17 protein-coding genes are annotated in these 20,974 nt (G+C 64.0%); 9 read left to right on the top strand and 8 right to left on the bottom strand.

Going from position 1 to position 20,974, the window contains the following annotated elements; all coding sequences use genetic code 11:
• From C9I57_RS03350 to C9I57_RS03325, 6 genes are all read right to left on the bottom strand, one after another.
• Complete coding sequence (locus C9I57_RS03350) at positions 1–699, bottom strand: fumarylacetoacetate hydrolase family protein (RefSeq protein WP_107149179.1); 699 nt, start codon at positions 697–699, stop codon at positions 1–3.
• A 113-nt stretch (positions 700–812) separates the two neighbouring features.
• On the bottom strand, positions 813–1,859 hold the full coding sequence (gene gtdA / locus C9I57_RS03345; RefSeq protein ID WP_107149178.1) for a gentisate 1,2-dioxygenase: 1,047 nt from the start codon (positions 1,857–1,859) through the stop codon (positions 813–815).
• Positions 1,860–1,886: 27 nt separating this feature from the next.
• Complete coding sequence (locus C9I57_RS03340; protein WP_107149177.1) at positions 1,887–2,198, bottom strand: non-heme iron oxygenase ferredoxin subunit; 312 nt, start codon at positions 2,196–2,198, stop codon at positions 1,887–1,889.
• Positions 2,199–2,205: 7 nt separating this feature from the next.
• Positions 2,206–2,679 carry an aromatic-ring-hydroxylating dioxygenase subunit beta gene (locus tag C9I57_RS03335; protein ID WP_107149176.1) on the bottom strand — a complete coding sequence of 158 codons (474 nt, stop codon included), beginning with the start codon at positions 2,677–2,679 and terminating at the stop codon, positions 2,206–2,208.
• 2 nt (positions 2,680–2,681) lie between these two features.
• Positions 2,682–3,938, bottom strand: coding sequence for an aromatic ring-hydroxylating dioxygenase subunit alpha (locus C9I57_RS03330; RefSeq protein WP_107149175.1), 1,257 nt, complete (start codon positions 3,936–3,938; stop codon positions 2,682–2,684).
• Positions 3,939–4,002: 64 nt separating this feature from the next.
• The gene (locus C9I57_RS03325) at positions 4,003–4,989 is read right to left on the bottom strand and encodes a 2Fe-2S iron-sulfur cluster-binding protein (protein WP_107149174.1); all 987 of its coding nucleotides are present in this window, start codon (positions 4,987–4,989) and stop codon (positions 4,003–4,005) included.
• A 193-nt stretch (positions 4,990–5,182) separates the two neighbouring features.
• Between C9I57_RS03325 and C9I57_RS03320 the strand changes: the two genes are divergently transcribed.
• A complete protein-coding gene (locus C9I57_RS03320) occupies positions 5,183–6,085 on the top strand; it encodes a LysR family transcriptional regulator (RefSeq protein ID WP_018440042.1) in 903 nt (300 codons plus the stop codon).
• 29 nt (positions 6,086–6,114) lie between these two features.
• Here C9I57_RS03320 and C9I57_RS03315 read toward each other — a convergent pair whose 3' ends face one another.
• Entirely contained in the window at positions 6,115–7,032 is a 918-nt protein-coding gene (locus C9I57_RS03315; protein ID WP_107149173.1) for a LysR family transcriptional regulator, read from the bottom strand.
• 120 nt (positions 7,033–7,152) lie between these two features.
• Between C9I57_RS03315 and C9I57_RS03310 the strand changes: the two genes are divergently transcribed.
• From C9I57_RS03310 to C9I57_RS03275, 8 genes are all read left to right on the top strand, one after another.
• Positions 7,153–7,677: a hypothetical protein gene (locus tag C9I57_RS03310; RefSeq protein ID WP_107149172.1), complete on the top strand. Its 525-nt coding sequence runs from the start codon at positions 7,153–7,155 to the stop codon at positions 7,675–7,677.
• A gap of 393 nt (positions 7,678–8,070) precedes the next feature.
• Positions 8,071–8,529, top strand: coding sequence for a cellulose biosynthesis protein BcsD (gene bcsD / locus C9I57_RS03305; protein WP_107149281.1), 459 nt, complete (start codon positions 8,071–8,073; stop codon positions 8,527–8,529).
• Between the two features lie 72 nt (positions 8,530–8,601).
• Positions 8,602–9,084 (top strand): cellulose biosynthesis protein BcsP, encoded by a 483-nt coding sequence (gene bcsP, locus C9I57_RS03300; RefSeq protein WP_107149171.1) that lies wholly within the window; start codon positions 8,602–8,604, stop codon positions 9,082–9,084.
• Positions 9,081–9,869 (top strand): cellulose biosynthesis protein BcsQ, encoded by a 789-nt coding sequence (gene bcsQ, locus C9I57_RS03295; protein ID WP_107149170.1) that lies wholly within the window; start codon positions 9,081–9,083, stop codon positions 9,867–9,869. Before bcsP ends, bcsQ begins: the two co-directional genes overlap by 4 nt.
• Positions 9,866–12,076, top strand: a complete 2,211-nt coding sequence (bcsA, locus tag C9I57_RS03290; protein WP_107149280.1) for a UDP-forming cellulose synthase catalytic subunit — start codon at positions 9,866–9,868, stop codon at positions 12,074–12,076. The genes bcsQ and bcsA overlap by 4 nt, the downstream gene beginning before the upstream one ends.
• A gap of 2 nt (positions 12,077–12,078) precedes the next feature.
• Positions 12,079–14,460 (top strand): cellulose biosynthesis cyclic di-GMP-binding regulatory protein BcsB, encoded by a 2,382-nt coding sequence (gene bcsB, locus C9I57_RS03285; RefSeq protein ID WP_258187468.1) that lies wholly within the window; start codon positions 12,079–12,081, stop codon positions 14,458–14,460.
• A 9-nt stretch (positions 14,461–14,469) separates the two neighbouring features.
• On the top strand, positions 14,470–15,651 hold the full coding sequence (gene bcsZ / locus C9I57_RS03280; RefSeq protein ID WP_107149168.1) for a cellulose synthase complex periplasmic endoglucanase BcsZ: 1,182 nt from the start codon (positions 14,470–14,472) through the stop codon (positions 15,649–15,651).
• Positions 15,642–20,396 carry a cellulose synthase subunit BcsC-related outer membrane protein gene (locus C9I57_RS03275; protein ID WP_107149167.1) on the top strand — a complete coding sequence of 1,585 codons (4,755 nt, stop codon included), beginning with the start codon at positions 15,642–15,644 and terminating at the stop codon, positions 20,394–20,396. Before bcsZ ends, C9I57_RS03275 begins: the two co-directional genes overlap by 10 nt.
• 39 nt (positions 20,397–20,435) lie before the next feature.
• On the opposite strand, the gene C9I57_RS03270 is transcribed toward C9I57_RS03275, so the two are convergent.
• Positions 20,436–20,873 carry a VOC family protein gene (locus C9I57_RS03270; protein ID WP_107149166.1) on the bottom strand — a complete coding sequence of 146 codons (438 nt, stop codon included), beginning with the start codon at positions 20,871–20,873 and terminating at the stop codon, positions 20,436–20,438.
• Between the last annotated feature and the right edge of the window lie 101 nt (positions 20,874–20,974).

Genomic DNA, 20,974 nt, shown 5'->3' with positions numbered 1-20,974 from the left:
TCAATCCACGCGCACGCTCAGCTCGCCCAGCCGCTCGATTCCAACCATCATCGAATCGCCCTTGACCACCGGGCCCACGCCTTCAGGCGTCCCCGTGTAGATGAGATCGCCGGGCTCGAGCCGGAAGAACTTCGAGAGGTCCGAGACGGTTTCCGCCACCGACCAGATCAAATGCGATACATCGCTTTCTTGTTTGGTCGCGCCGTTCACCGTCAGCCATATTCCACCGCTTTCGAAATGGCCGACATCGCTTGCCCTATGGAGCGGACCGATCGGAGCCGAATCGTCGAATGCCTTGCCGATCTCCCACGGCCGCCCCATCTCGCGCATCTTCATCTGCAAATCGCGACGCGTCATGTCCAGACCAACCGCGTAGCCCCAGACATGATCGAGCGCGTCAGCCACCGCGATGTCCGTGCCCCCCTTGCCGATGGCCGCGACGAGCTCGGCTTCGTAATGGTAGTTGGTCGTCTGAGACGGGTAAGGGATCTCCAGCGTCTCGCCATAGGCCACGGGAATCACCGCTCCCGCCGGCTTGCAAAAGAAGAAGGGCGGCTCGCGATCGGGATCGAATCCCATCTCGCGCGCGTGAGCCGCGTAGTTGCGCCCGACGCAGTAGACGCGGCGCACGGCGAATTTGTCGTCGCTGCCCGCGACAGGCACAGCGATGGGCGGCTCGGGAGGAAATACGAATGCCATGGCGATAGGCCTCAAATTAAATGGAACATCGGAAGTTCAATTGCAATTGCGATCAATGGTAGGCAGCGGGTACTGCGCGCCTACCGGATCGATTCAGTCCTACTGAATTGAAGTTATTGGCGCTCTTCGCGCAGCAGATTGAGCGCCGACATGACCGGCCGATCCGAATAGCTGAAGAGCACGCTTTCCGTCGATGCCGTCAAGCTGGCCGGTTGCCACACCGGCACGACGAAGACGTCGCGCGGCTCGAACGCAAAGGACGTATCACCGATCCGCACCGATCCCTGCCCTTCCACGACGCAGTAGACCGTGGCATCCGTGCTGCGATAAGACCTGCCGGAGAAGCCCGCGGGAAGAAGCTGCATGAACGTGGCAATCGTCGGCATCGGCCATCCACCCGTGGCCGGATTCACGTAGCGAAGCTTCACGCCATCCCATTCGTCGAGCTCGCCATTGCGGTGAAGGATGTCGAGCGCTTCGCGGCTACGATCGTACGGATAGCTGAATACAGGCGAACTCGGATCGTCGACGCGATGGCGAACCGGGACCATGTTGTGGCCGAAGCGCGCAAAGCTGTCGCCTTCGGGACGGGCGACAGGCTGAGTCGCTCGCGGATAGCTTTCCGCGAAGCCCGCATTGAGGCTCGCGATCAACGGAATGTCGAGCCCATCGAGCCACACGACCGGCTCGCCGCCTTCTTCCACGGACGGATTGCCATGATCGTGCCAAGTCCAGGAAGGGGTAATGATGAAATCGCCCGGATGCATCGTCGTGCGTTCGCCGTTCACGGCCGTCCACGCGCCGCGACCTTCCACGATGAAGCGCAACGCGGACTGCGTATGCCGATGACTCGGCGCGATTTCGCCGGGCAGAATGAGTTGCAGGCCGGCATAGAGCGTCGATGTGATGCTCGCTTTCCCCTCAAGGCCCGGGTTCTCCAGAACGAGCACGCGGCGAATCGCCTCCTCGGCGCTGATCAACGTGCCGGCCCGCATGATCAGGTCGCGAATCCGCGCGTACTTCCATATTGCCGCGACGGCCTGCGGCCGCGGCTCCTTCGGCACGAGGCTATGCAGGGACTCCCAAAGCGGGGAAAGGCCGCGTGCTGCGAGTTGCTCGTAGTAGGCCGACCGCGCTTCACGTGTCGAATCTGTCTCCATCCGGCGTCTCCTTTGGTTGATATCCGTTTAGATTTCGACGAAAACGCTGCCGTCCTCGATCCTGATCGGATACGTACGGATATCGGCCGCAAGCGGCTCGCAAAGCGCTTTTCCTGTTCTGACGTCGAAGCGGCCCTGGTGCAGAGGACATTCGATTTCGTGTCCCTCCAGAAATCCGTCGCAAAGACGGGCGTGGCCGTGCGTGCAGATGTTGTCCGTGGCGTACACAGCGCCATCCACGCCGTAGAGGGCGAGCTCTTGTCCGGCGGCCTCGACCGCCACCACGTCGTCGCCCGGCACCGCGGCCAGATCGATGACTTTGATCCATTGCTTAGTCATAGGAGGCTCAAATCGGGTAAATGAGGGAGTTGGCGATCATCTCGCTATCGAATACGCAAAGCCGCGATTCGAACTTCAAGCCACTGTCCGTGCGCACGATCGTGTCGATATACCGGCCGACGTTGAAGACGGTCGTCATCTCGTCGGGCTTCGTGCGGAACACCGCATAGTTGGCCTCGGCTTGGATTCGTGCGTCCTCCACGACGACGACACGTGGCGCGCCAACGACATGGCGTTGGTAGTACGGATCGTGAAAAATCGTCTCGGTCATGCCGTAGACGCGATCCTTCAACATGCCCTTGCTCTCGAACGACAGCGTCGCGAGCGGAAATCCCCGATCGTAGTTCTCGCGCGCCTGGACTTTGTAGACGCAATGCTGCGTAAAGAACTCGGGCCACTTGTCCCACTCGTTGTTGTCGACAGCCGCGGCGTAGTCGGTATAGAGCGCGACGAGTTGCTGATAGGTTTGGAAATCGAGCATCGTCAGATCTCCATCACGCGACGCCAGTAGTCGTACATGCCGCGAATCAGCGTCTCCGTCACCATGTGATCGGTATCGCCGATTTCGCGACCGCCGAGCTCCGCGATGGTTCGGTGAGACGGCTTTTGCTCGAAACCTTCCTGCGAGAACTCGATCACCTCTCCGTCGTCAGCCGAAACGAAACCCGCGGGTCCGAACAAATTCGCCTGGCGCAAACGGCGACGCGTCATCTCGCCGCTATCGTCTTCGAAACCGAAATGCGTCCAGATGAAATCGAACGAGCCCTGCCCGTTCGGCTGGATATGGCGTGTCGACAACGAATTGACCTGCTGCTGAATGATGACGCTCGGAAACACCGTGGTCATGACCGCCGTCGGGCCGCCCCACCAGGGCTCGTGGACGACATCGAGGAAGCGGTCGTCGTTCAGCGTCATCTGATCCTTGAAGCTCGATACGCCGCTCGTCACCTCTCCTTTTCCGCCCGAGCCGCGGGTCGAGATCATGGCCGCGTGGCGATACTGCTCGTCCATTTTCAGCTCGGACTTGTTGTCGGCGCGCCAAAGGCCGAACGTCACGAACCACGTATGAAGCAGGCCTGGATGGTACGGGTCCTTGATGTTCTCCTGCATCAGCTTCCAGTTGCCGGGAATACGTTGCCGGCTGTAGCCGAGGATCGTCAGCTTGCGCCCGTCGAAGACGCGATCGAAATAGCGCAAAATCGTCGGGCCAAGGAACGCTTCGAGCGAAGGCAGGTCGGGATCGAACGACGCGAAGATGACGCCGTTTCGCGTGGCCACGTTGAGCTTCGTGAGGCCGTGCTCCTTCGGGTCGAAGTCAGACGGCATGCCGCCGTTGATCTTGCCGTCCTGCTTGACGCCGCGCCGGAACGGCACGCCGACCAGATTGCCCTTCAGGTCGTAATTCCATTGGTGGTAGGGGCAAGTGAAGTCCTTGCGGTTGCCGAACTTCTCGCGGCAAAAGCGCACGCCCCGATGCGCGCAGACGTTTTCGACCACGCTCACGTCTCCGTCCTGCGTTCGCGCGACGATGACGGAACGCTCGCCCACGACCGTTCGCTTGAAATCGCCCGGGTTCGGGATCTCCGCCTCGAGGCCCACATAGCACCAGTGGCCCGTATAAAAGAGTCGCTCGAGCTCTCGGCGGTAGATGTCGGCATCCGTGTAGGCCCTGAATGGAATGCGGCTCGATCCGGCGCCGTTCCATACGGGTTCTGTGAAGGCAATAGGAGCCTCGTTCATGCTTTGTCTCCTGGGGATTCGTAGGATTCGTGAGTTTCTGTGTGCCATCGGCCCAGTTTCGAGGTCATATGCCGCTTGCGTAGAACGCATCGGCATAGACGTGCTCGGCAGCCACGCCGCGTTGACGCAGCAAGATCGACGCGGCATCGACCATCACGGGCGCACCGGCGACATAGGCACGCCAGCCCTTGAGGCTCGACCAATCCTTGCCGACGGCTTCGGTCACGACGCCGCCGCGGTATCGGTCCGACTTGCCAGCCGAAGCCACGACGACATGCGCCGTCAAATTCGGGAGCCGTTCGCGAAGCTCGTCGATCCAATGTGTGCCATAGATGTCGTCCGGCGAACGCACGCCGAAATACAGTTGCACGGGGTTCGTCATGCCTTCATCGGCGATGCCCCTCAGAATCGAAAGAATCGGCGCGAGGCCAGTGCCGCCGGCAATGCATACGATGGGGTCGGTCGTCTTGCGGCGCAGGTAGGCCGTCCCGAGCGGGCCGCTCAGGCGAACGACGTCGCCTACCTTCAGCTGGGTTGCAACGTAGCTGGTAGTGCGGCCGCCCGGGACGAGCCGAATATGGAACTCGACCTCTCCCGCGTTGGGTGCGACCGCCATCGAATACGGCCGGCTATGTTGCGGCGTGAACTGCAGCGTCGCGTATTGCCCGGGCGAGAATTCGAACGGTTTCGACAGGGCGAGCCGAAGCCGCTTGATGTCGTGCGTCATGTCTTCGATGCCGACGACCGTCGCCTTGATGATCTTCGCCGGATGGACGACGATTTCGTCGACTTCCGGCAATTCGATCGCGCAGTCTTCGACGATGGTCGTCTGGCAGGCCAGCACGGTCTGCCCCGTGGCCGCCGGCGCATTCGTCTCCGCGGCGCCCGTCACGAGCACATTGCCTGAAACCACGCGACAACGACAGGTGCCGCAACGGCCGGCCATGCAGCTATAGGAAACCGGAACGTCGTGCGCACGCAGCACGTCGAGCAGGTTTTCGCCGGCCGGTGCGTCGAGCACGCGCTTGAGCGGCAAAATCGATACTTCCATGGCGCCAGTGTCTCCGGGGCTGGTCAATTCGTCGTGCCATGATGCCGCTGCGCATAGTATTGATAAATAGAAACTTCTTGATAATCCACATCACCGACAGTGATAATGCCGCGGAGTAGTGATTAGGAGTGCCAGACGAGCACTCGAGCGCGAGTCCCGATCGGACCGCGGCATGGGACCAGGAGACACGGATATGGAGCTTCAGGACATCGATCTGAACCTGCTCGTGGTATTCAACGAGCTGCTCAGGCAACGGCGCGTTTCCACCGTGGCGCAGACGCTGGGCATCTCGCAGCCGGCAATCAGCAATGCGTTGAACCGCCTGCGCAAACTGCTCGGCGACGAGCTGTTCCTCCGGACGTCCAAAGGCATGATGCCCACGCCGTTCGCGGAATCGCTCGCCGAACCGATCGGCTACGCTTTGGGGGCGATATACAACACGCTCAACGCGACGTCGACGTTCGAGCCCGCGTCGAGCAACCGGTCGTTTACTGTTGCAATGACGGACATCGGCGAGATTTACTTCCTGCCCGCGCTCATGAAGCGATTGGCGAAGGAAGCGCCGGGCGTCACGATCAGTACCGTGCGCAATTATCCCGATGCGCTTCGGGATGCCATGGAGACCGGCCAGGTCGACTTGGCCATCGGCTTTATGCCCGATCTGAAGACGGGCTTCTTTCAACGGCGCTTGTTCAAGCAACGATACGTGTGTCTCTTCCGGAAAGGCCATCCCCTGGCGAAGAGCGGCATGACGATGAAGGCGTTTCTCGAGGCGGAGCACGTTGCCATCGTCGCGGAGGGCACGGGCCACGGGATGGTCGATGCGGCGATCCAGCGCGCGAGCGTGCCGCGGCGCGTTTGTCTGCGCGTGCCGCACTTCGTGGCGGTGGGACACATTCTTCAGACAACGGACCTGATCGCCGTGGTCCCGCAGGCGTACGCCACTCGCACGCTTGCGCCATTCGGCCTCGATAGCGCGCCGTGCCCCGTGAAAATTCCCGATATCACGATCAACGTCTTATGGCACGCCCGCAATCATCGCGAGCCCAGCAATCAGTGGCTCAGGCAGCTTGTCTTCGAGGAGTTTTCGCAATAGCGGCTCGACGATGAACGAGCCTGCCTTCATCAACGGCGTGCGCGCTCGCTCTTCACGTGATCGATGAACGCTCGCAGTTTCGGCATCGTCTGCTTGCGATCGGGATAGTAGAGAAACACTCCGGGCACCTTCGGCGCGAACGGCTCCAATACGCGTTCGAGTTTGCCCTGCGCCAGCAGGTCGGCCGCAATCGGCTCGGGCACTTGCGCAAGCCCGACGCCATCGACAGCCGCGCCCAGTACGGTGAGAAAGTCGCTCGCGATGAGCGGGCCCGAAACCGCAATCTCGACCGCTCGCCCGTTGTTGCTGAGCGACCATGGCGCAAGCGCACCGTTCGATCGACGCAGTCTCAGGCATGCGTGCCCGCGCAAATCATCGGGCCGTTCGGGCCGGCCGCGATCGGTAAGGTAGGAAGGGCTGCCAACGACGATCAGGCTGAACGGAGGCGTCAGCCGCACGGTCACCATGTCGGCGGCGATGAACTGGCCCAGCCGAATCCCGGCATCGAACCCTTCGGCGGCGAGATCGACGAGTTCTTCGCTTGCCGAGACTTCCACTTCGACTTCGGGATAGGCCCGACAAAACGATGCGATCAGCGGCTGCAGCAGGATCGGCACCACGGCGCGCGGCACCGAAAGACGCAGCCGGCCGGTCGGCCTCTGTCCGAGTTCGCGCGCGAGCTCACCGGCGGCAACGAGTTCCTCGAAAGCGGGCTTGGCGCGCGCAAGGAAGCGCTCGCCGGCTTCCGTCAGGCCGACGCTGCGCGTGGTCCGTATGAAAAGCGTTGCGCCGACACGCGCCTCCAGCGACCGTACCGCCTGGCTCATGGCAGACGGCGTCACGCCGAGTTCGGCGGCCGCTTTGCGAAAGCTGCGGTGCTGAGCGACGCTGAGAAACGCCTCCACGCCGTCGAGCGCGCCCTGCCTGACTGTGAAGTTTTGCTTCATACCTCGTCGCCATTGTCGCAAATAGTCAACCAGTGGAAGCAATGGTACATCTATGTTGCCGAACAGGAGCGAGCCGATGGTCCGGCTCGAAAGCGCCTTTTTTTGATCATGGAGGACAGCATGTCGACGGAAACCTTATTTCGGATCCATCTCGCGTCGGGCTACGTTGCGTGGCTGCTTTGCTTCAGCGCCTACATCTGGCCTAAGCTGAAATCGATGGCTCGCATCGACGCGCAGCGCGGTATCGCCACGTTGCACAGCTTCCGGTTTTTCGGTCTTGTCTTCATGCTTCCTGGCGTCGTCGGCCCTCATCTGCCCCCCGCCTTCGCCACGTGGTCGGCCTACGGCGATCTGGCCACGAGCGTGCTGGCTATGATGGCGCTCCTTACGTTCAGGCTGCGCAGGCTCTTCTGGCTGTTCGTTATCGCCTTCAATCTCGTGGGAGTGACCGACCTCATCGTCGACTATTCGCTTGCGGTCCAACTCGACCTTCCGAAGATTGCCGGCGAATTAGGTAGCGCTTATGTGATTCCGATCGTCTACGTGCCGCTACTGATGATCACGCACGTCGCCGCCTTCTATTTACTCTTGCGAGCGCAGCCCCGCGCGGCGCGTGCGCTCGCTCATAACGCGGCGGCAACATAACGCGCCGTGACGGAAGCGATGACCTCCGGCACTGCGGCCGCGATGTGAGGCTAGAGTGCCAATTAGACAAGTGCAACCTTTCGATCCATGCGATGAAGCGCGCAAACCTTTGCGCGTTTCGCCAATTCGGTAAGTTGATGAGCCCGCCGCTCGCGCAACGCACGCTGATTAAAAAAAGTAAAGAACTGACAAATTCCGGACAGTGTTGCGCTACGTTAACTCTCGCCAGTTATTTTTGACGGTTGTCAACCGTGCGTTAACGCTGGCAGGGCATAATGCGTCCCGCGTCGCATCGTCGGTTGGAAGACTCGAACCGAGCGCCCAAACGCCGGCAAAAGATCGGAGGTGCGGATCGACGCCCTGGACAACTTCCAAGAACGCCTTGCAAAGACCATGCAAACACCGCTCGCTACGACCATGCTCGCCTTTTATGCGAGCACGCATCCCTCGCCGCAATGGGGGGGATTTCTCACCGCGCTCGCCGAAGAGTTCGAAAGCGAGCTCGATCATGCGCAGCTCAGGCAGTTGATGGCACGCATCGGCCAGCGCTTTGCCGATGCGCATCCGCTCGGACAATGCGAGACGATCGACGACCTTGCCACCGCCCTCAACGCAAATTGGGCGCGACTCGACTGGGGATTTGTGCGCCTCGCCGACGAATCCGATCATCTCAGCCTGACTCATCTCTGTGCACCGCTCGCCGCGTTCGGCCCCGGCGCCGATACGTGGGCAACGGCGTTTCTCGAAGGCGCCTATCGCCGTTGGCTCGAAACGCTCGGTGCCGACGCACTGACGTTGAAGCAGGTACGCGCCGCCGGACACACCGAGCTCGAGTTCCGGCTCGCGCGATAAATCGTCCTTCCCCCGTTGCACCGGGCGGCGCTGGTCGCCTCTGAACGTGCGCTTCTCGCAGGAGTGTCAGTCATGAGCCAATCAAGCGATGTCGAGAATCTCTTTCGGCGTTTTGGCGGAAACGCCGCGGATTACCAGGAAGTCGGCCGCGAAGACGGTGCGGAGGTCGCGCGTCGGCGTTGGCCGCTGCTCGGCTCACTGACGCAGACGACCCGAGGCGCCGTTCCCCCGCTCGCGGAGCAACCGTTGCGGCCGTCGCCGGTTTTGGCAAAAGCGCCCGTCGCCGCGACAACGACTACTCCAACGGACGGCGCAAGCCCGGCGCCGATATCGACCGACAAGACCGACACGGCAGAGCCGATCGAGCGCTCACCGCTCGCCGGCCTTTTCGGTACCCCGGACGCGAGCGCGAGCGGCGAGCGGCCGATACCCGCGGCCGGCTCGTCGCGCAAATTGACGGATCTGTTCCGGCGGCTCGCCGCCGTCCCCGGCGGCTCCGATACCGACTCCTCGCCGCTGCGCCAGCTCGCGAGCGCGAAACGGAACCTGCCATGAACATCGTCGCTGTCGTCTCGGCAAAGGGCGGCGTCGGCAAGACGACGCTCGCCGCCAACCTTGCCTCCGTGCTCGCCGCGGGCGGCCAGCGTGTCGTCGCGGTCGATCTCGATCCGCAAAATGCGCTGCGCTTGCACTTCGGCGTACCGCTCGAGAGCGTCGATGGCCTCTCTCGCGCCACGCTGCGCGGCGAAAGCTGGGTCACGGCCCTCGTCGGCGGAACCGATGGCGTGATCGTGTCGCCGTATGGCGAGCTCAACGAGGACGACCGGCGCCGCTTCGAAGCCCATCTCGACGCCAAGCCCGATGCGGTACGCCACGCGCTCGACGAATTGCCGCTCGACGCGTCGGACATCGTCATCATCGATACGCCGCCGGGCGCCTCGGTCTATGCGCGCGCGGCGCTGCGCGCAGCCACGTTCGCGGTCAACGTGGTGCTCGCCGATGCGGCCTCGTACGCGGCGATTCCGCAGATGGAGCGCCTCATCGACTGTTACGCCGCGCCGCGGCGGGAGTTCGTCGGTCACGGGTACGTCGTCAATCAAGTCGATCAGACGCGTCAGCTGACGAAGGACGTGCTGAAGGTGCTGCGCGATTCGCGCGGCGCAACGATGTTCCCGGGCGTCATTCATCACGACGAAGGGGTCAGCGAAGCGCTCGCCTATCAGACGACGCTCGTGGCCTACGATGCGGTAAGCCGTGCCGCCGCCGATCTTAAAAGCTGCGCGCGGTGGCTCCTCGATGCCCTCGCTTGCGCGCCTGCCCGCACGCGGAGCATCGCATGAGCAGCAAGCCGCTTCCGTCGCTCGACGGCACCACCGCCCCCTCTCGCCTCGAGCGGTTCGTCGATGCATCGCTGTGGGACACGCGTGTGATGCGCCTCATCGTGACCGCCTTGGCGCTCGTCGCGCTCTACTTCGTCGTCACGGTGCCGTTCGCCTTCTCCGAGCAGTTGCTGTTCGCCGTTCTCTGCTTCGCCGCCGCGCTTTTCTTCCGGCGGCTCGAGGGCCGCTATGCAACACTCGTCATGGTGATGCTCTCGGTCGTCGCCTCCGGCCGCTACATATACTGGCGGCTGACGGCCACGACGCAGTGGGAGCACGCGCTCGACGCCATCTGGGGAACGTTCGTCGTTGCCGCGGAGCTCTACTCGTGCGTCGTGTTGCTGCTCGGCTACTTCCAGACGTCGTGGCCGCTCAAGCGTGCCCCGGTGCCGTTGCCGGCCTCGCGCGACGAATGGCCGACCGTCGATATCTTCATCCCCACCTATAACGAGCCGCTTTCCGTCGTCAAGCCGACGATCTATGCGGCGATGGCGCTCGACTACCCCGCTTCGAAGCTGTCGATTCACGTCCTCGACGACGGCCGCCGGCCCGAATTCAAGGCCTTTTGCGAGGAAGTCGGCGTGCATTGGACGATTCGCACGCACAACCGCCATGCGAAAGCGGGCAACATCAACGAGGCACTCAAGCATACGAGCGGCGAATACTTCGCGATCTTCGACTGCGATCACATTCCCACGCGCTCGTTCCTGCAGGTTTGCCTCGGCTGGTTCCTGCGCGACAAGCGCCTCGCGATGCTGCAGACGCCGCACCACTTTTTCTCGGCTGACCCGTTCGAGCGCAACCTCGGCACGTTCCGCAAAGTGCCGAACGAGGGCGAACTGTTCTATGGTCTTGTGCAGGACGGCAACGATCTCTGGAACGCGACCTTCTTCTGCGGCTCGTGTGCGCTGTTGCGTCGCTCGATGGTCGAGGAGATCGGCGGCATCGCCGTCGAAACCGTCACCGAGGATGCGCATACTGCCCTCAAGCTTCATCGCCGCGGCTACACGACGGCCTACCTCGCCATTCCGCAGGCGGCCGGCCTCGCTACCGAAAGCCTCTCGGGTCATATCGGACAGCGAATCCGCTGGGCGCGCGGCATGACGCAGATCTTCCGCATCGACAATCCGCTGCTGCGCGGTGCCGGGCTCAAGATCAGTCAGCGGCTTTGCTACCTCAACGCGATGATGCACTTCTTCTACGGCATCCCGCGACTCATCTTCCTGACGGCGCCGCTCTCTTTCCTGTTTTTCGGCGCGCACATCATCGATGCCGCGGCCGGCACCATCGCCATCTACGCGTTGCCGCACATGGCGCACGCCAACGTGACGAACTCTCGGATGCAACGCGCGTTTCGGCATTCGTTCTGGGCGGAAGTCTACGAATCGGTGCTCGCCTCTTACATCACGTTGCCCACGCTGCTTGCGCTCATCAACCCGAAGCTCGGCAAGTTCAACGTCACGGCCAAAGGCGGCCAGATCGAAAAGAACTATTTCGACTGGGCGATTTCGCGGCCCTATCTGCTGTTGCTGCTGCTGAACGTGCTCGGCATCGTCGCGGGCGTCGCGCACATCGGCTTCAACTGGCATGTGAAAGGCGAAGTACAAACGACGCTGCTGAACCTGGCCTGGACCGGCTACAACGTGCTCATTCTCGGCGCATGCGTGGCCGCGGCGCGAGAACGTAAACAGATCCGCGCCGTGCACCGCGTGGCGATGCGCATTCCCGTCACGCTCAAATTTTCGACGGGCCGCACGCTTGCCTGCGAAACGATCGATTACTCGGAGGGCGGCGTCGCCGTCGCGCTGCCGCAGCAGATGAGCGTGCCCTCCGAGGAGCGCGTGATCGTCTCGCTCTTTCGCGGCACCGAGGAGTACGCGTTTCCCGCAACCGTCGGCTACAGCGAGCCTGGCAGAGTGGGCTTGCGGTTCGACGCGCTCACACGCGAGCAGGAGTTCGAGCTCGTCAGCGCGACGTTCGCGCGCGCCGATGCCTGGACCGGCTGGGCGGAGGGCCGCGCGCACGACACGCCGCTGCGCGCCCTGTCACACGTGCTGCGAGTCGGATCGAGCGGCATCGCCGGATTGTTCGAACACCTCGGCAGCGACCTCAAGGCCCGGTTCTCGCGCAAACGCGAGCCACAACAGCAAGAAAAAGGCACAGCCTGAGAATGAAACACGCCCGACGCTCACTCTATCTGCTGCCCCTCGTGGGCGTAGCGCTGATCGCGAGTGCGATCACCTCGTCGATGGCGGCCAGCGCCACGCCGAGCGCCCTGCCGCCCGCCGCGCCGTTCACGCCGAATGCGATCGTTCAAGCCGCGCTTGCCACGCCGGCACCGCAGGATACGCTCGCCGCCAAAGCGACCGCGGCAACCATGCCGACGACGGCGAACCCCGGCATCGTCGTACCGGGCGGGCGGCGCCAGGGTCTGACGTTTGCCGAACTCGGTGCCCTCGATCCGCTGCAGTTGCGCGGCGTCGAGGGGCAGAACGGCGTCGAGTTCTCCGTGCGTCGCGACGAAGTCGTGACGAGCGCGATACTGCATCTCGTCTACAGCTATTCGCCGGCGCTGCTGCCCGACCTCTCGCAGCTCAACGTGCTCATCAACGGAGAATTGGCCGCCACGCTGCCGCTTCCACGCGAGCAGGCCGGCATGCAAGTCACGCGCGACGTCTCGATCGATCCGCGCTTCATCACCGAGTTCAATCACGTCAACGTCGAGCTCGTCGGCCATTACACGCGCAAATGCGAAGACCCGGCGCACTCGTCGCTCTGGGCCTCGGTCAGTAATCATAGCTCGCTCGAGCTCACCTACGCGACGCTGCAAAGCAAACCCGATCTCGCCGATCTGCCGCGGCCGTTCTTCGATCGGCGCGACGTACGCCGGCTCGAGCTGCCCTTCGTGCTGCCGGCCAAGCCCGACATCGGCACGCTCGAAGCAGCGGGCGCGGTCGCGTCGTGGTTCGGCGCGAATGCCGGCTACCGCGGCGCGCTTTTCCCGACGCAGTTCGATAACGCGCCGCTCACGGGCAATGCCGTCGTCTTCGCGACCACGGACAATCGCCCGAGCGGGATCGCGCTGCCCGAGATCGCGGGACCGATGCTCGCCATCGTGGACCGCCAGGCGCCCGCTCAAGGCAAGCTCCTTCTCGTGCTCGGCCGAAACGAAGCGGAGCTGAAGACCGCGGCCGAGGCGTTGAGTCTGGGCGGCAACGAGCTTGCCGGCTCGAGCGTCACGATCACGAACGTCAAGTCGCTCGCACCGCGCGTGCCGTACGACGCGCCGAACTGGCTGCCCACCGATCGTCCCGTTCACTTGGGCGAACTGGCGGCCGAGCGCGATCTGACCGTGTCGGGCTACAGCGCTGGAGCGGTGCGCGTGAATCTGCGCGTTCCGCCCGATCTCTTCATGTGGCATTCGAAAGGCGCGCCGATCGACCTCGACTATCGCTACAGCGTGCGGCCGACGCCGGACCGCTCGTCGCTCAACATCAGCGTCAATGACGGCTTCGTGGAGTCGCTGCCGATCCCGGCGCGCCCAACGTCGATATTCGACCCGGGTCGTTACCTGAGCAGCGTATTGCCCGACGGCACGGCGCAAGCGCACAAGCGCGTCTACATTCCGCCGCTGCTGCTCACGCCGCGCGCGCAGTTGCGCCTGCACTTCTTCTATGACATTCCGAACACCGGCGAATGTCACGGACGCATGCTCGAAAACGTGGTGGGCACGATCGATCCGAACTCCGTCATCGACGTCTCGTCGTTTCCTCACTACATTGCCCTGCCCGATCTCGCGGCATTCGCCAACAGCGGCTTCCCGTTCACGCGGATGGCGGATCTGTCCGAGACGGCCGTCATCCTGCCCGACGACGCGAGCGCGAGCGACTACAGCCTCTATTTGCTCGAAATGGGACGCATGGGGGCCTCGACGGGCTATCCGGTTCTCGGCGTGACCGTGGCGAGCGCGGGCGATGTCGACAAGTTCGCCGACAAGGACCTGTTGGTGCTCGGCGCACCGGGACATCAGCCGCTCTTGCAAAAATGGGCGAACTCGATGTCGTTTTCGGGCGACGGCAACGCCACGCGTTTCACCGTCTCGGACATCGTCTACAAGGTCGAAGACTGGTGGCAAGGCGGCGAGCGCGGCGTCTCGCGCCCGCCCGCGCGAGCGGATCTCTCGCTCGTCAGCTCGGAAAGCGACGCCGTCGTCACCGCGTTTCAATCGCCGCTGCGCCGCGGCCGCAGCGTCGTCGCGCTGATCGGCGCGGCTGGGCAGTCGGACGCCAACCTCGCCTCCGCATTGCTCGATTCCGACGTCGTGCCGATGATCCAGGGCGCCACCGACGTCATTCACGGTCGGTCCGTCACGGTGACGTCGAACGGCAACACCTACTACGTTGGCCATCTTTCGCCGTTGGACTACCTGCGCTGGGCGCTTTCGTCGCATCCGATCCTGCTGGCATTGTCGGGCATATTCGCGGCGCTCGTTTTCGGTGCGCTGTTCTATCGAGCGTTGCGCGCAGTCGCAACGCGGCGTCTGAGCGAATGAGCGGCTGAAATGGCAACAAGATCAGCCCTGGTGCAAACCATCGCCCTCGCGCTATCGCTCGGCCAAGGCCATGCGGCGCACGCGGCCAATCCGCCCGAGCCGGCCTCGCATGTCGCCGCGCAGTGCGACGACTGGCACGCCTATCGCCTCTTTATCGAGCGTGATGTCTCCGGCGACGGTCGCGTCATCGATGCGTCGACGCCCGCGCAACAAACGACGACCGAAGGACAGGCCTACGCCATGTTCTTCGCGCTCGTCGCGAACGACCGCGCCACGTTCGACCGACTGCTTGGCTGGACGCGAGCGAATCTCGCGTCGAACCGCTTCGATGCGACCGCCGTAGCACTGCCGGCATGGCTGTGGGGCCGCAGGCCCGACGGCTCGTGGGGCGTGCTCGATCCGAATTCGGCCGCCGATGCGGATCTCTGGCTCGCCTACGATCTCATCGAGGCGGGCCGCCTTTGGCGTGAGCCCGAGTATCGGCAATTGGGCGAGGCACTCGCGCAACGCATCGCGAGCGACGAAGTCACGGACCTGCCGGGTCTCGGCACGATGCTGCTGCCGGGCCCGCACGGCTTCGTCAAAGATGGCGTCACGCGCGTCAATCCCAGCTATATGCCGCTGCCGGTCTTGCGCCGCCTCGCGCATGCGGCGCCCAAGGGGCCGTGGAATACCGTCGCGAACAACTCGTTGACCCTCATCAAGGCGACCGCGCCGCAGGGATTTGCACCCGACTGGGCCGCCTGGCAGCAGGGCCGCTTCGGCGTCGACCCGCAAAAGGGCGATACGGGGAGCTACGACGCGATTCGCGTCTACCTGTGGGCCGGCCTGACCGCCTCCAGCGACGCGCTTGCCAAGCCCTGGCTCGCCGCCCTCGGCGGCATGCGCGCGCGCGTGGACAGCACAGGCTTTCCGCCCGAGAAAGTCGCGACCGCAACCGGAACGGCGAGCGGCGAAGGTCCGCTCTCGTACTGGGGCGCGCTGGCGCCGTACTTTTCCGCGCTCGGCGACAAGCGTAATGCCTCGCTTGCGCGCCTGCACCTCTCAGTGCTCGACGGCGATGCGCCCGACAAGCAACCCCTTTACTACGATCGCGTGCTGGGCTTGTTCGGCACCGGATTCATCGACGGCCGCTTCCGCTTCGACGTAGACGGCCGTCTCGTGCCGAATTGGAGACCTGCATGCGGCTGAAGTCCCTTGCACTCGCATTGAGCGTTGCCGCGGCCTGCGGGGCGACGAACACCCCGCGCGCGCAGACGGCGCCGGCCAAAATCGATCCGATGAATGTCCTCATCTCGCAGGGCAAGTATTGGCAGGCGCATCGGCGCGGCGATCTCGCCGAGCAAGCATGGCGCAAGGTGCTCGGCATCGATCCCAACCAGCCCGATGCGCTCTACGGGATGGGTATCGTCCTTGCCGACCGCAAGAACGTCGGCGAGGCGCAGCAGTATCTCGAACACCTGCGCCAAGTGGCGCCGAACTATCCGGAGCTCGACGAGCTCGCGCGCCGCTTGGGCATCTTCAGTCCGCGGGATCAGGCCGTCAACGAGGCGCGACGTCTCGCGCAAAGCGGCCAGAACACGGCGGCGGCGCAGGAGTACCAGCGAGCGCTGACGGGCAAGCCCGCGTCGGCCGAGCTGCAGCTCGAGTACTACCAGGCGCTCGCGGCGACGCCGCAGGGGTGGGACGAGGCGCGCCGCGGTCTCGAGCAGCTCGCGCGCGAGCATACCGACGATCCGCGCTATGCGCTCGCTTACGCGCAACATCTCACGTATCGCGACGCGACGCGCCGGGAAGGCATCGCGCGGCTCGAAAAGCTCGCGAACGATGCCACGACCGGCGAGGCCGCGCGCCGAAGCTGGCGCCAGGCGTTGCTCTGGCTCGGCGCACGCGCGTCGGATGCTGCGTTGTACCAGGACTACCTGCATGTTGCAGGCGACGACGTGGCGGTGAGAGCGCGCTACGAGTCGATGGTCGAGCAGGATAAAGAAGCGCGGACGCGCGCGCAGCAAGCCGCGGCGGCAAGCGCGCACGGACGTGCGATTGCCGATGCCTTCGATGCGCTGAACCGCGGGGATCTCGAGTCCGCGAAGCGGCAATTCACGGCGATCCTCTCGAAGTCGCCCGAGGATCCCGACGCGCTTGGCGGCATGGGCATCGTCGCGCTCAAGCAAGAGCGTTTTGCGGAGGCACGCAACGATCTCGAGCGTGCGAGCGCGCGAAGCGCCAACCCCGCACGCTGGAAGAGCTCTTTGCAGAGCGCAACCTATTGGAGCTACACGAGCGAGGCGATCGGCGCGCGCAGCAACGGCGAGTACGCGAAAGCAAAGACACTCTTCGAGCGCGCCATCGCGCTCGATCCGTCGGACGTCACGGCTCAAGTGCTGCTCGCGGACATGCTGCTCGCCAATCGCGATGCTTCCGGCGCCGAGCAGGCGTACCGGATGGCGCTGCGCCGGCAGGCGGACAATCCCGATGCGATCCGCGGACTCATCGGCGCGCTGGCCGCGCAAGGCCGCGCCAGTGAAGCGCTTGCGCTCGCGAGCAAGCTCACGACCGAGCAGCAGGCAAAGGCCGGGGGCATCGATCGGTTGCGCGGCACCGTCGAGGCCGGACAGGCGCGCGCGGCCGAAGCGCGTGGCGACCTCGGCACGGCGCGCAGCCTCTTCGAAGATGCGCTCGCGAGTAACCCGACGGACGCATGGCTGCGTCTCGACCTTGCGCGCATCTACGTACGCGAGGGCGCCCTCGGCAACGCGCGCAGCATCATGGACGGGTTGCTTGCGACGAACCCCGATATGCCCGATGCGATCTACGCAAGCGCGTTGCTTGCCGCGGAAACGCACGATTGGTCGAAGGGACTCGCGCTGCTCGAGAAGGTGCCGGCGAAACAGCGAACCGATGCGATGGCGACGCTGCAGCACCGTCTCTGGGTACACCAGCAAGCCGAGCTCGCGGCGCAGCTCGCTCGCGAGGGCCGGCCACAGGATGCCGCGGCGACGCTGCGTTCGGCGCTGCCTGCCGCAGGCGGCAATGCCGAATTGATCGGCGCGATCGCAACGGGCTATCTGCAGATCGGCGACGCGGGCCAGGCGCTTGCGCTCGTTCGCGACGCCGCCCATGCGGCGCCCGGCAGCGCCGACGTCCTCTTGCAATACGCGGGCATCGCGCTCGCGGCGCGGCAAGACGCCGAGCGCGACGACGTCATGCGCCGACTCGCGGCAATGCCGCTGACGGCGGCCCAGCATGCCGACCTCGACAAACTCAACATTGCGATCGTCGTGCAGAGAACGGACGCTGTCCGCGAGCGTGGCGATCTCGCCGGTGCTTACGACGTCATGTCGCCGTGGCTTGCGGCCATGCCCGACGAGCCGGACCTCGAAGCTGCACTGGGCCGGCTCTACTCGAGCGCCGGCGATGATGCCAACGCGCTCGCGAATTACCGTGCGGCGCTCGCGCGCCGCCCCGACGATCAGGGATTGCTGTTGGCCGCGATCGGGGCCGCTAGCGGCGTGAAGCAGTTCGACTATGCGAAATCGCTCGCTCGGAAGGCGCTCAATGCGGCGCCGAACGATCCGCAGACGCTCGCCGCTGTCGGCCGCATGTACCGGGCCGAGGGGGATCTCTCGCATGCGGCGCTCTACCTCCGACGCTCGCTGATCGCCGCGAACAGTTCGGCCGGTAATCAGGCCGGACGCGCCGACCGCTTCAGCAACGTGCCGCGCAATTGGCAGATCGCGATGCAACGGATCGGCACCGCGCCGCTGCCGGGCACGAACCCGTTCGTGGGGAAGACGCCCGTTGCCGGCGCAGCGCAATCGGCGAGTCTCGACGCCGACGCATCGGCAGATGCGAACGGCGGCGCGCGCAGTGCTTTGCCGACACTCCCTGCCTTCTTATCGCCTTCTACTCCGAGGCAAAACGTGCCTTACTATCCGCCGGTTTCCCAGCCTGCCTCTCAGCCGGGGCTCGAGCCCGCTCCCTACGTCGCTCCGTATAACGCGCCGACAGCGGCGCCCGCCGGGGGGTATGGTCCTGAGATTTACGGTGCCGCCGAATCGGGAGCGGCGGGCGCCGCACCGTATGTAGGTGTGCCTGACGGCTACGCGCCGACGCCTTGGCCCATGTCGCCGGCCGCGCAGGATGCGCAGATGGCACAGGCGTATCCCGCAGGGGCGCCGTATGGTCAGGGGATGCCTGCTGGAACGCAGGAAGCTCAACGCGGCAACAAGAAGACAGCGGCGCGCAAAAACGCGGGCTCAGCGGCTAATGGGACGACGCGCGGCGCTTACGCACGAGCGAACGGCATGCCGGCCGGATATGCGCCGCAGCCGTATTACGGGCAACCGGGCTATCCGCAGCAACAGCCGGCATACGCGCAACAGCCGTATCCTTACGCACCACAGCCCGCCTATGCGCGCCAGCCTGCGTACGCACAGCAGCAGGGGTATGCGCAGCAGCCTGTCTATGGGCAGCCGTACCCGCGCCAGGCCGCGTATCGGCAGCAGCCGCAGCCGTACACACCGTACGCACCCGTGCCGCAACCGGCGTATGCCGCGCAACAGCCGTATATGCCGCAGCCGCCGTACCCTGTGCAGTCGCAGCAGGCATATGTTCCTCAACCGCCGGCCGGATATGGGCAGCCCTACTATGCTCAGCAAGCTATGCCGCGAGGCTACGCCGACGAGATGAGTGCGGACGCTAACGTGGACAGTGCGACCGGCGCTAGTTCGCAAACGACGAGCGTCGCTGACGAACTTGCCGATATCGACCGCGAACGAGCGAGCACTGTCTCTGGCGGCGTCGTATTTCGCAATCGAGACGGCGAGGACGGACTGTCCAACCTGACCGACATCGAAGCCCCGATCCAAGGACGTATTAAAGCGGGCAATGGCCACATCGTCGTAACGGCGACACCCATTCTGCTCGATGCGGGAACAGCGGCCAACACTCCGAATGCGATCGCTCGGTTTGGAACCGGCGGCGCCAATTACACGCCGAGCACCTATGGCGCGCAGAATGCGAGCGGCGTCGGACTTTCGATCGGCTACGAGAGTCGCTCCTGGAGCGGCGATGCCGGCGTTACCCCGCTCGGCTTCGTCGAGATGAACGCTATCGGCGGGCTCAAGTATCGGGGCGCAGTTACCGATAAGCTCACCTACTCGCTCGAAGTGGCCCGGAGAGCCGTGACGGATAGCATGCTGTCTTACGCTGGCACGCGCTATTTCGATCCGAACTCGGGCTCTACCGTGAAGTGGGGCGGTGTAACTTCGAACGGGGGACTGGCCGCGTTGGATTGGGATGACGGGACCAACGGTGCATACGTGAACGCGTCATACCAGTTTTATCAGGGCGACAACGTCGCATCGAACAATGCGTTGAAGGGAGGAGGCGGCTTTTACTCCCGCGTCTATAAAGACGCCGATCAGACACTTACGATCGGTGCCAATACGACGCTGATGCGTTACGCCAAGGACCTTTCTTACTACACCTACGGGCAAGGGGGCTACTTCAGCCCGCAGCAATATATCATCCTGAACTTCCCGGTCGAATGGACCGGGCGCAACGGCAATTTCACGTATGACCTGCTCGGCTCGGTCGGCGTCCAGCACTTCCGCAACAAGGGCTCGAATTACTTCGTGCTGTCTGATAACGCGTCTGTTCAGGGCAAAGCCAACGATACCAACGCCCCTGATTCGCAGCTCACCTATCCTGGCACGAGCAAGACCGGTCTCGCGTACTCTTTGAAAGCAGAGGCCGAATACCGCTTCGCCCCGCAACTGTCGCTTGGCGCAACAGCCTCGCTCGGCAACGCATATCAGTACCGTGAATGGATTGCGGCCGTATATCTGCGCTACAGCTTCACGAAGGAAATGGGCCTGCAGCCGTTCCCGCCGAGACCCCTCACGTCGCCGTACCTGTCGTTGTCGGAGTGACCTGACATTCGCGGCAGCCGATCTGTCCTCGTGCTGCGCTCAGCTGAGCTCTTGGGCGAGCCCAATGAGAAGCCCTTCGGGCCCGCGGATGTAGCAAAGCCGATACGCGTCTTTATACCGGACCACCTCGCCCACGAGCTGCGCACCGCGCATGCGCAGCCGTTCGAGCGTCTCGTCGATGTCATCGACGGCGAACATGACGCGAAGATAGCCTAGGGCGTTGACCGGGTCGTTCCGGTGATCGGTGACGACTGCCGGCGTGATGAACCGGGAGAGCTCGAGCCGGCTGTGGCCGTCCGGCGTGCCCATCATCGCAATCTCGACACGCTGATCGCCGAGCCCAGTAACACGTCCCGCCCATTCTCCGTCGATCGTGGCCCGCCCCTCGAGTTCAAGGCCGAGTTCGCGAAAGAAATCAATCGTCCCTGCGAGGTCTTCGACGACGATTCCTACGTTGTCCATCCGCTTGAGCGCCATTGTGCCAATCTCCAAGGTGTCGTTGCGATCTCGCACGTGTCGTCTAGTCTAACAACGGACGCTGGGTGCGCCCGGGCACGGATGATGCTTCGTGGACGTTA

The organism is Trinickia symbiotica, from assembly GCF_003028655.1.
Classification (GTDB): domain Bacteria; phylum Pseudomonadota; class Gammaproteobacteria; order Burkholderiales; family Burkholderiaceae; genus Trinickia; species Trinickia symbiotica_A.
Note: the sequence above shows the minus strand (reverse complement) of the source record. Positions and strands in the feature narration are given on the sequence as shown.

Bases quoted from the DNA above. Each gene is read 5' to 3' on its own strand.
- C9I57_RS03330 (WP_107149175.1), bottom strand. From the start codon at position 3,938: ATGAACGAGGCTCCTATTGCCTTCACAGAACCCGTATGGAACGGCGCC.
- C9I57_RS03340 (WP_107149177.1), bottom strand. From the start codon at position 2,198: ATGACTAAGCAATGGATCAAAGTCATCGATCTGGCCGCGGTGCCGGGC.
- C9I57_RS03325 (WP_107149174.1), bottom strand. From the start codon at position 4,989: ATGGAAGTATCGATTTTGCCGCTCAAGCGCGTGCTCGACGCACCGGCC.
- bcsZ (WP_107149168.1), top strand. From the start codon at position 14,470: ATGGCAACAAGATCAGCCCTGGTGCAAACCATCGCCCTCGCGCTATCG.
- bcsB (WP_258187468.1), top strand. From the start codon at position 12,079: ATGAAACACGCCCGACGCTCACTCTATCTGCTGCCCCTCGTGGGCGTA.
- bcsD (WP_107149281.1), top strand. From the start codon at position 8,071: ATGCAAACACCGCTCGCTACGACCATGCTCGCCTTTTATGCGAGCACG.
- gtdA (WP_107149178.1), bottom strand. From the start codon at position 1,859: ATGGAGACAGATTCGACACGTGAAGCGCGGTCGGCCTACTACGAGCAA.
- C9I57_RS03350 (WP_107149179.1), bottom strand. From the start codon at position 699: ATGGCATTCGTATTTCCTCCCGAGCCGCCCATCGCTGTGCCTGTCGCG.
- C9I57_RS03320 (WP_018440042.1), top strand. From the start codon at position 5,183: ATGGAGCTTCAGGACATCGATCTGAACCTGCTCGTGGTATTCAACGAG.
- bcsQ (WP_107149170.1), top strand. From the start codon at position 9,081: ATGAACATCGTCGCTGTCGTCTCGGCAAAGGGCGGCGTCGGCAAGACG.
- C9I57_RS03270 (WP_107149166.1), bottom strand. From the start codon at position 20,873: ATGGCGCTCAAGCGGATGGACAACGTAGGAATCGTCGTCGAAGACCTC.
- C9I57_RS03315 (WP_107149173.1), bottom strand. From the start codon at position 7,032: ATGAAGCAAAACTTCACAGTCAGGCAGGGCGCGCTCGACGGCGTGGAG.
- bcsP (WP_107149171.1), top strand. From the start codon at position 8,602: ATGAGCCAATCAAGCGATGTCGAGAATCTCTTTCGGCGTTTTGGCGGA.
- bcsA (WP_107149280.1), top strand. From the start codon at position 9,866: ATGAGCAGCAAGCCGCTTCCGTCGCTCGACGGCACCACCGCCCCCTCT.
- C9I57_RS03335 (WP_107149176.1), bottom strand. From the start codon at position 2,679: ATGCTCGATTTCCAAACCTATCAGCAACTCGTCGCGCTCTATACCGAC.
- C9I57_RS03310 (WP_107149172.1), top strand. From the start codon at position 7,153: ATGTCGACGGAAACCTTATTTCGGATCCATCTCGCGTCGGGCTACGTT.
- C9I57_RS03275 (WP_107149167.1), top strand. From the start codon at position 15,642: ATGCGGCTGAAGTCCCTTGCACTCGCATTGAGCGTTGCCGCGGCCTGC.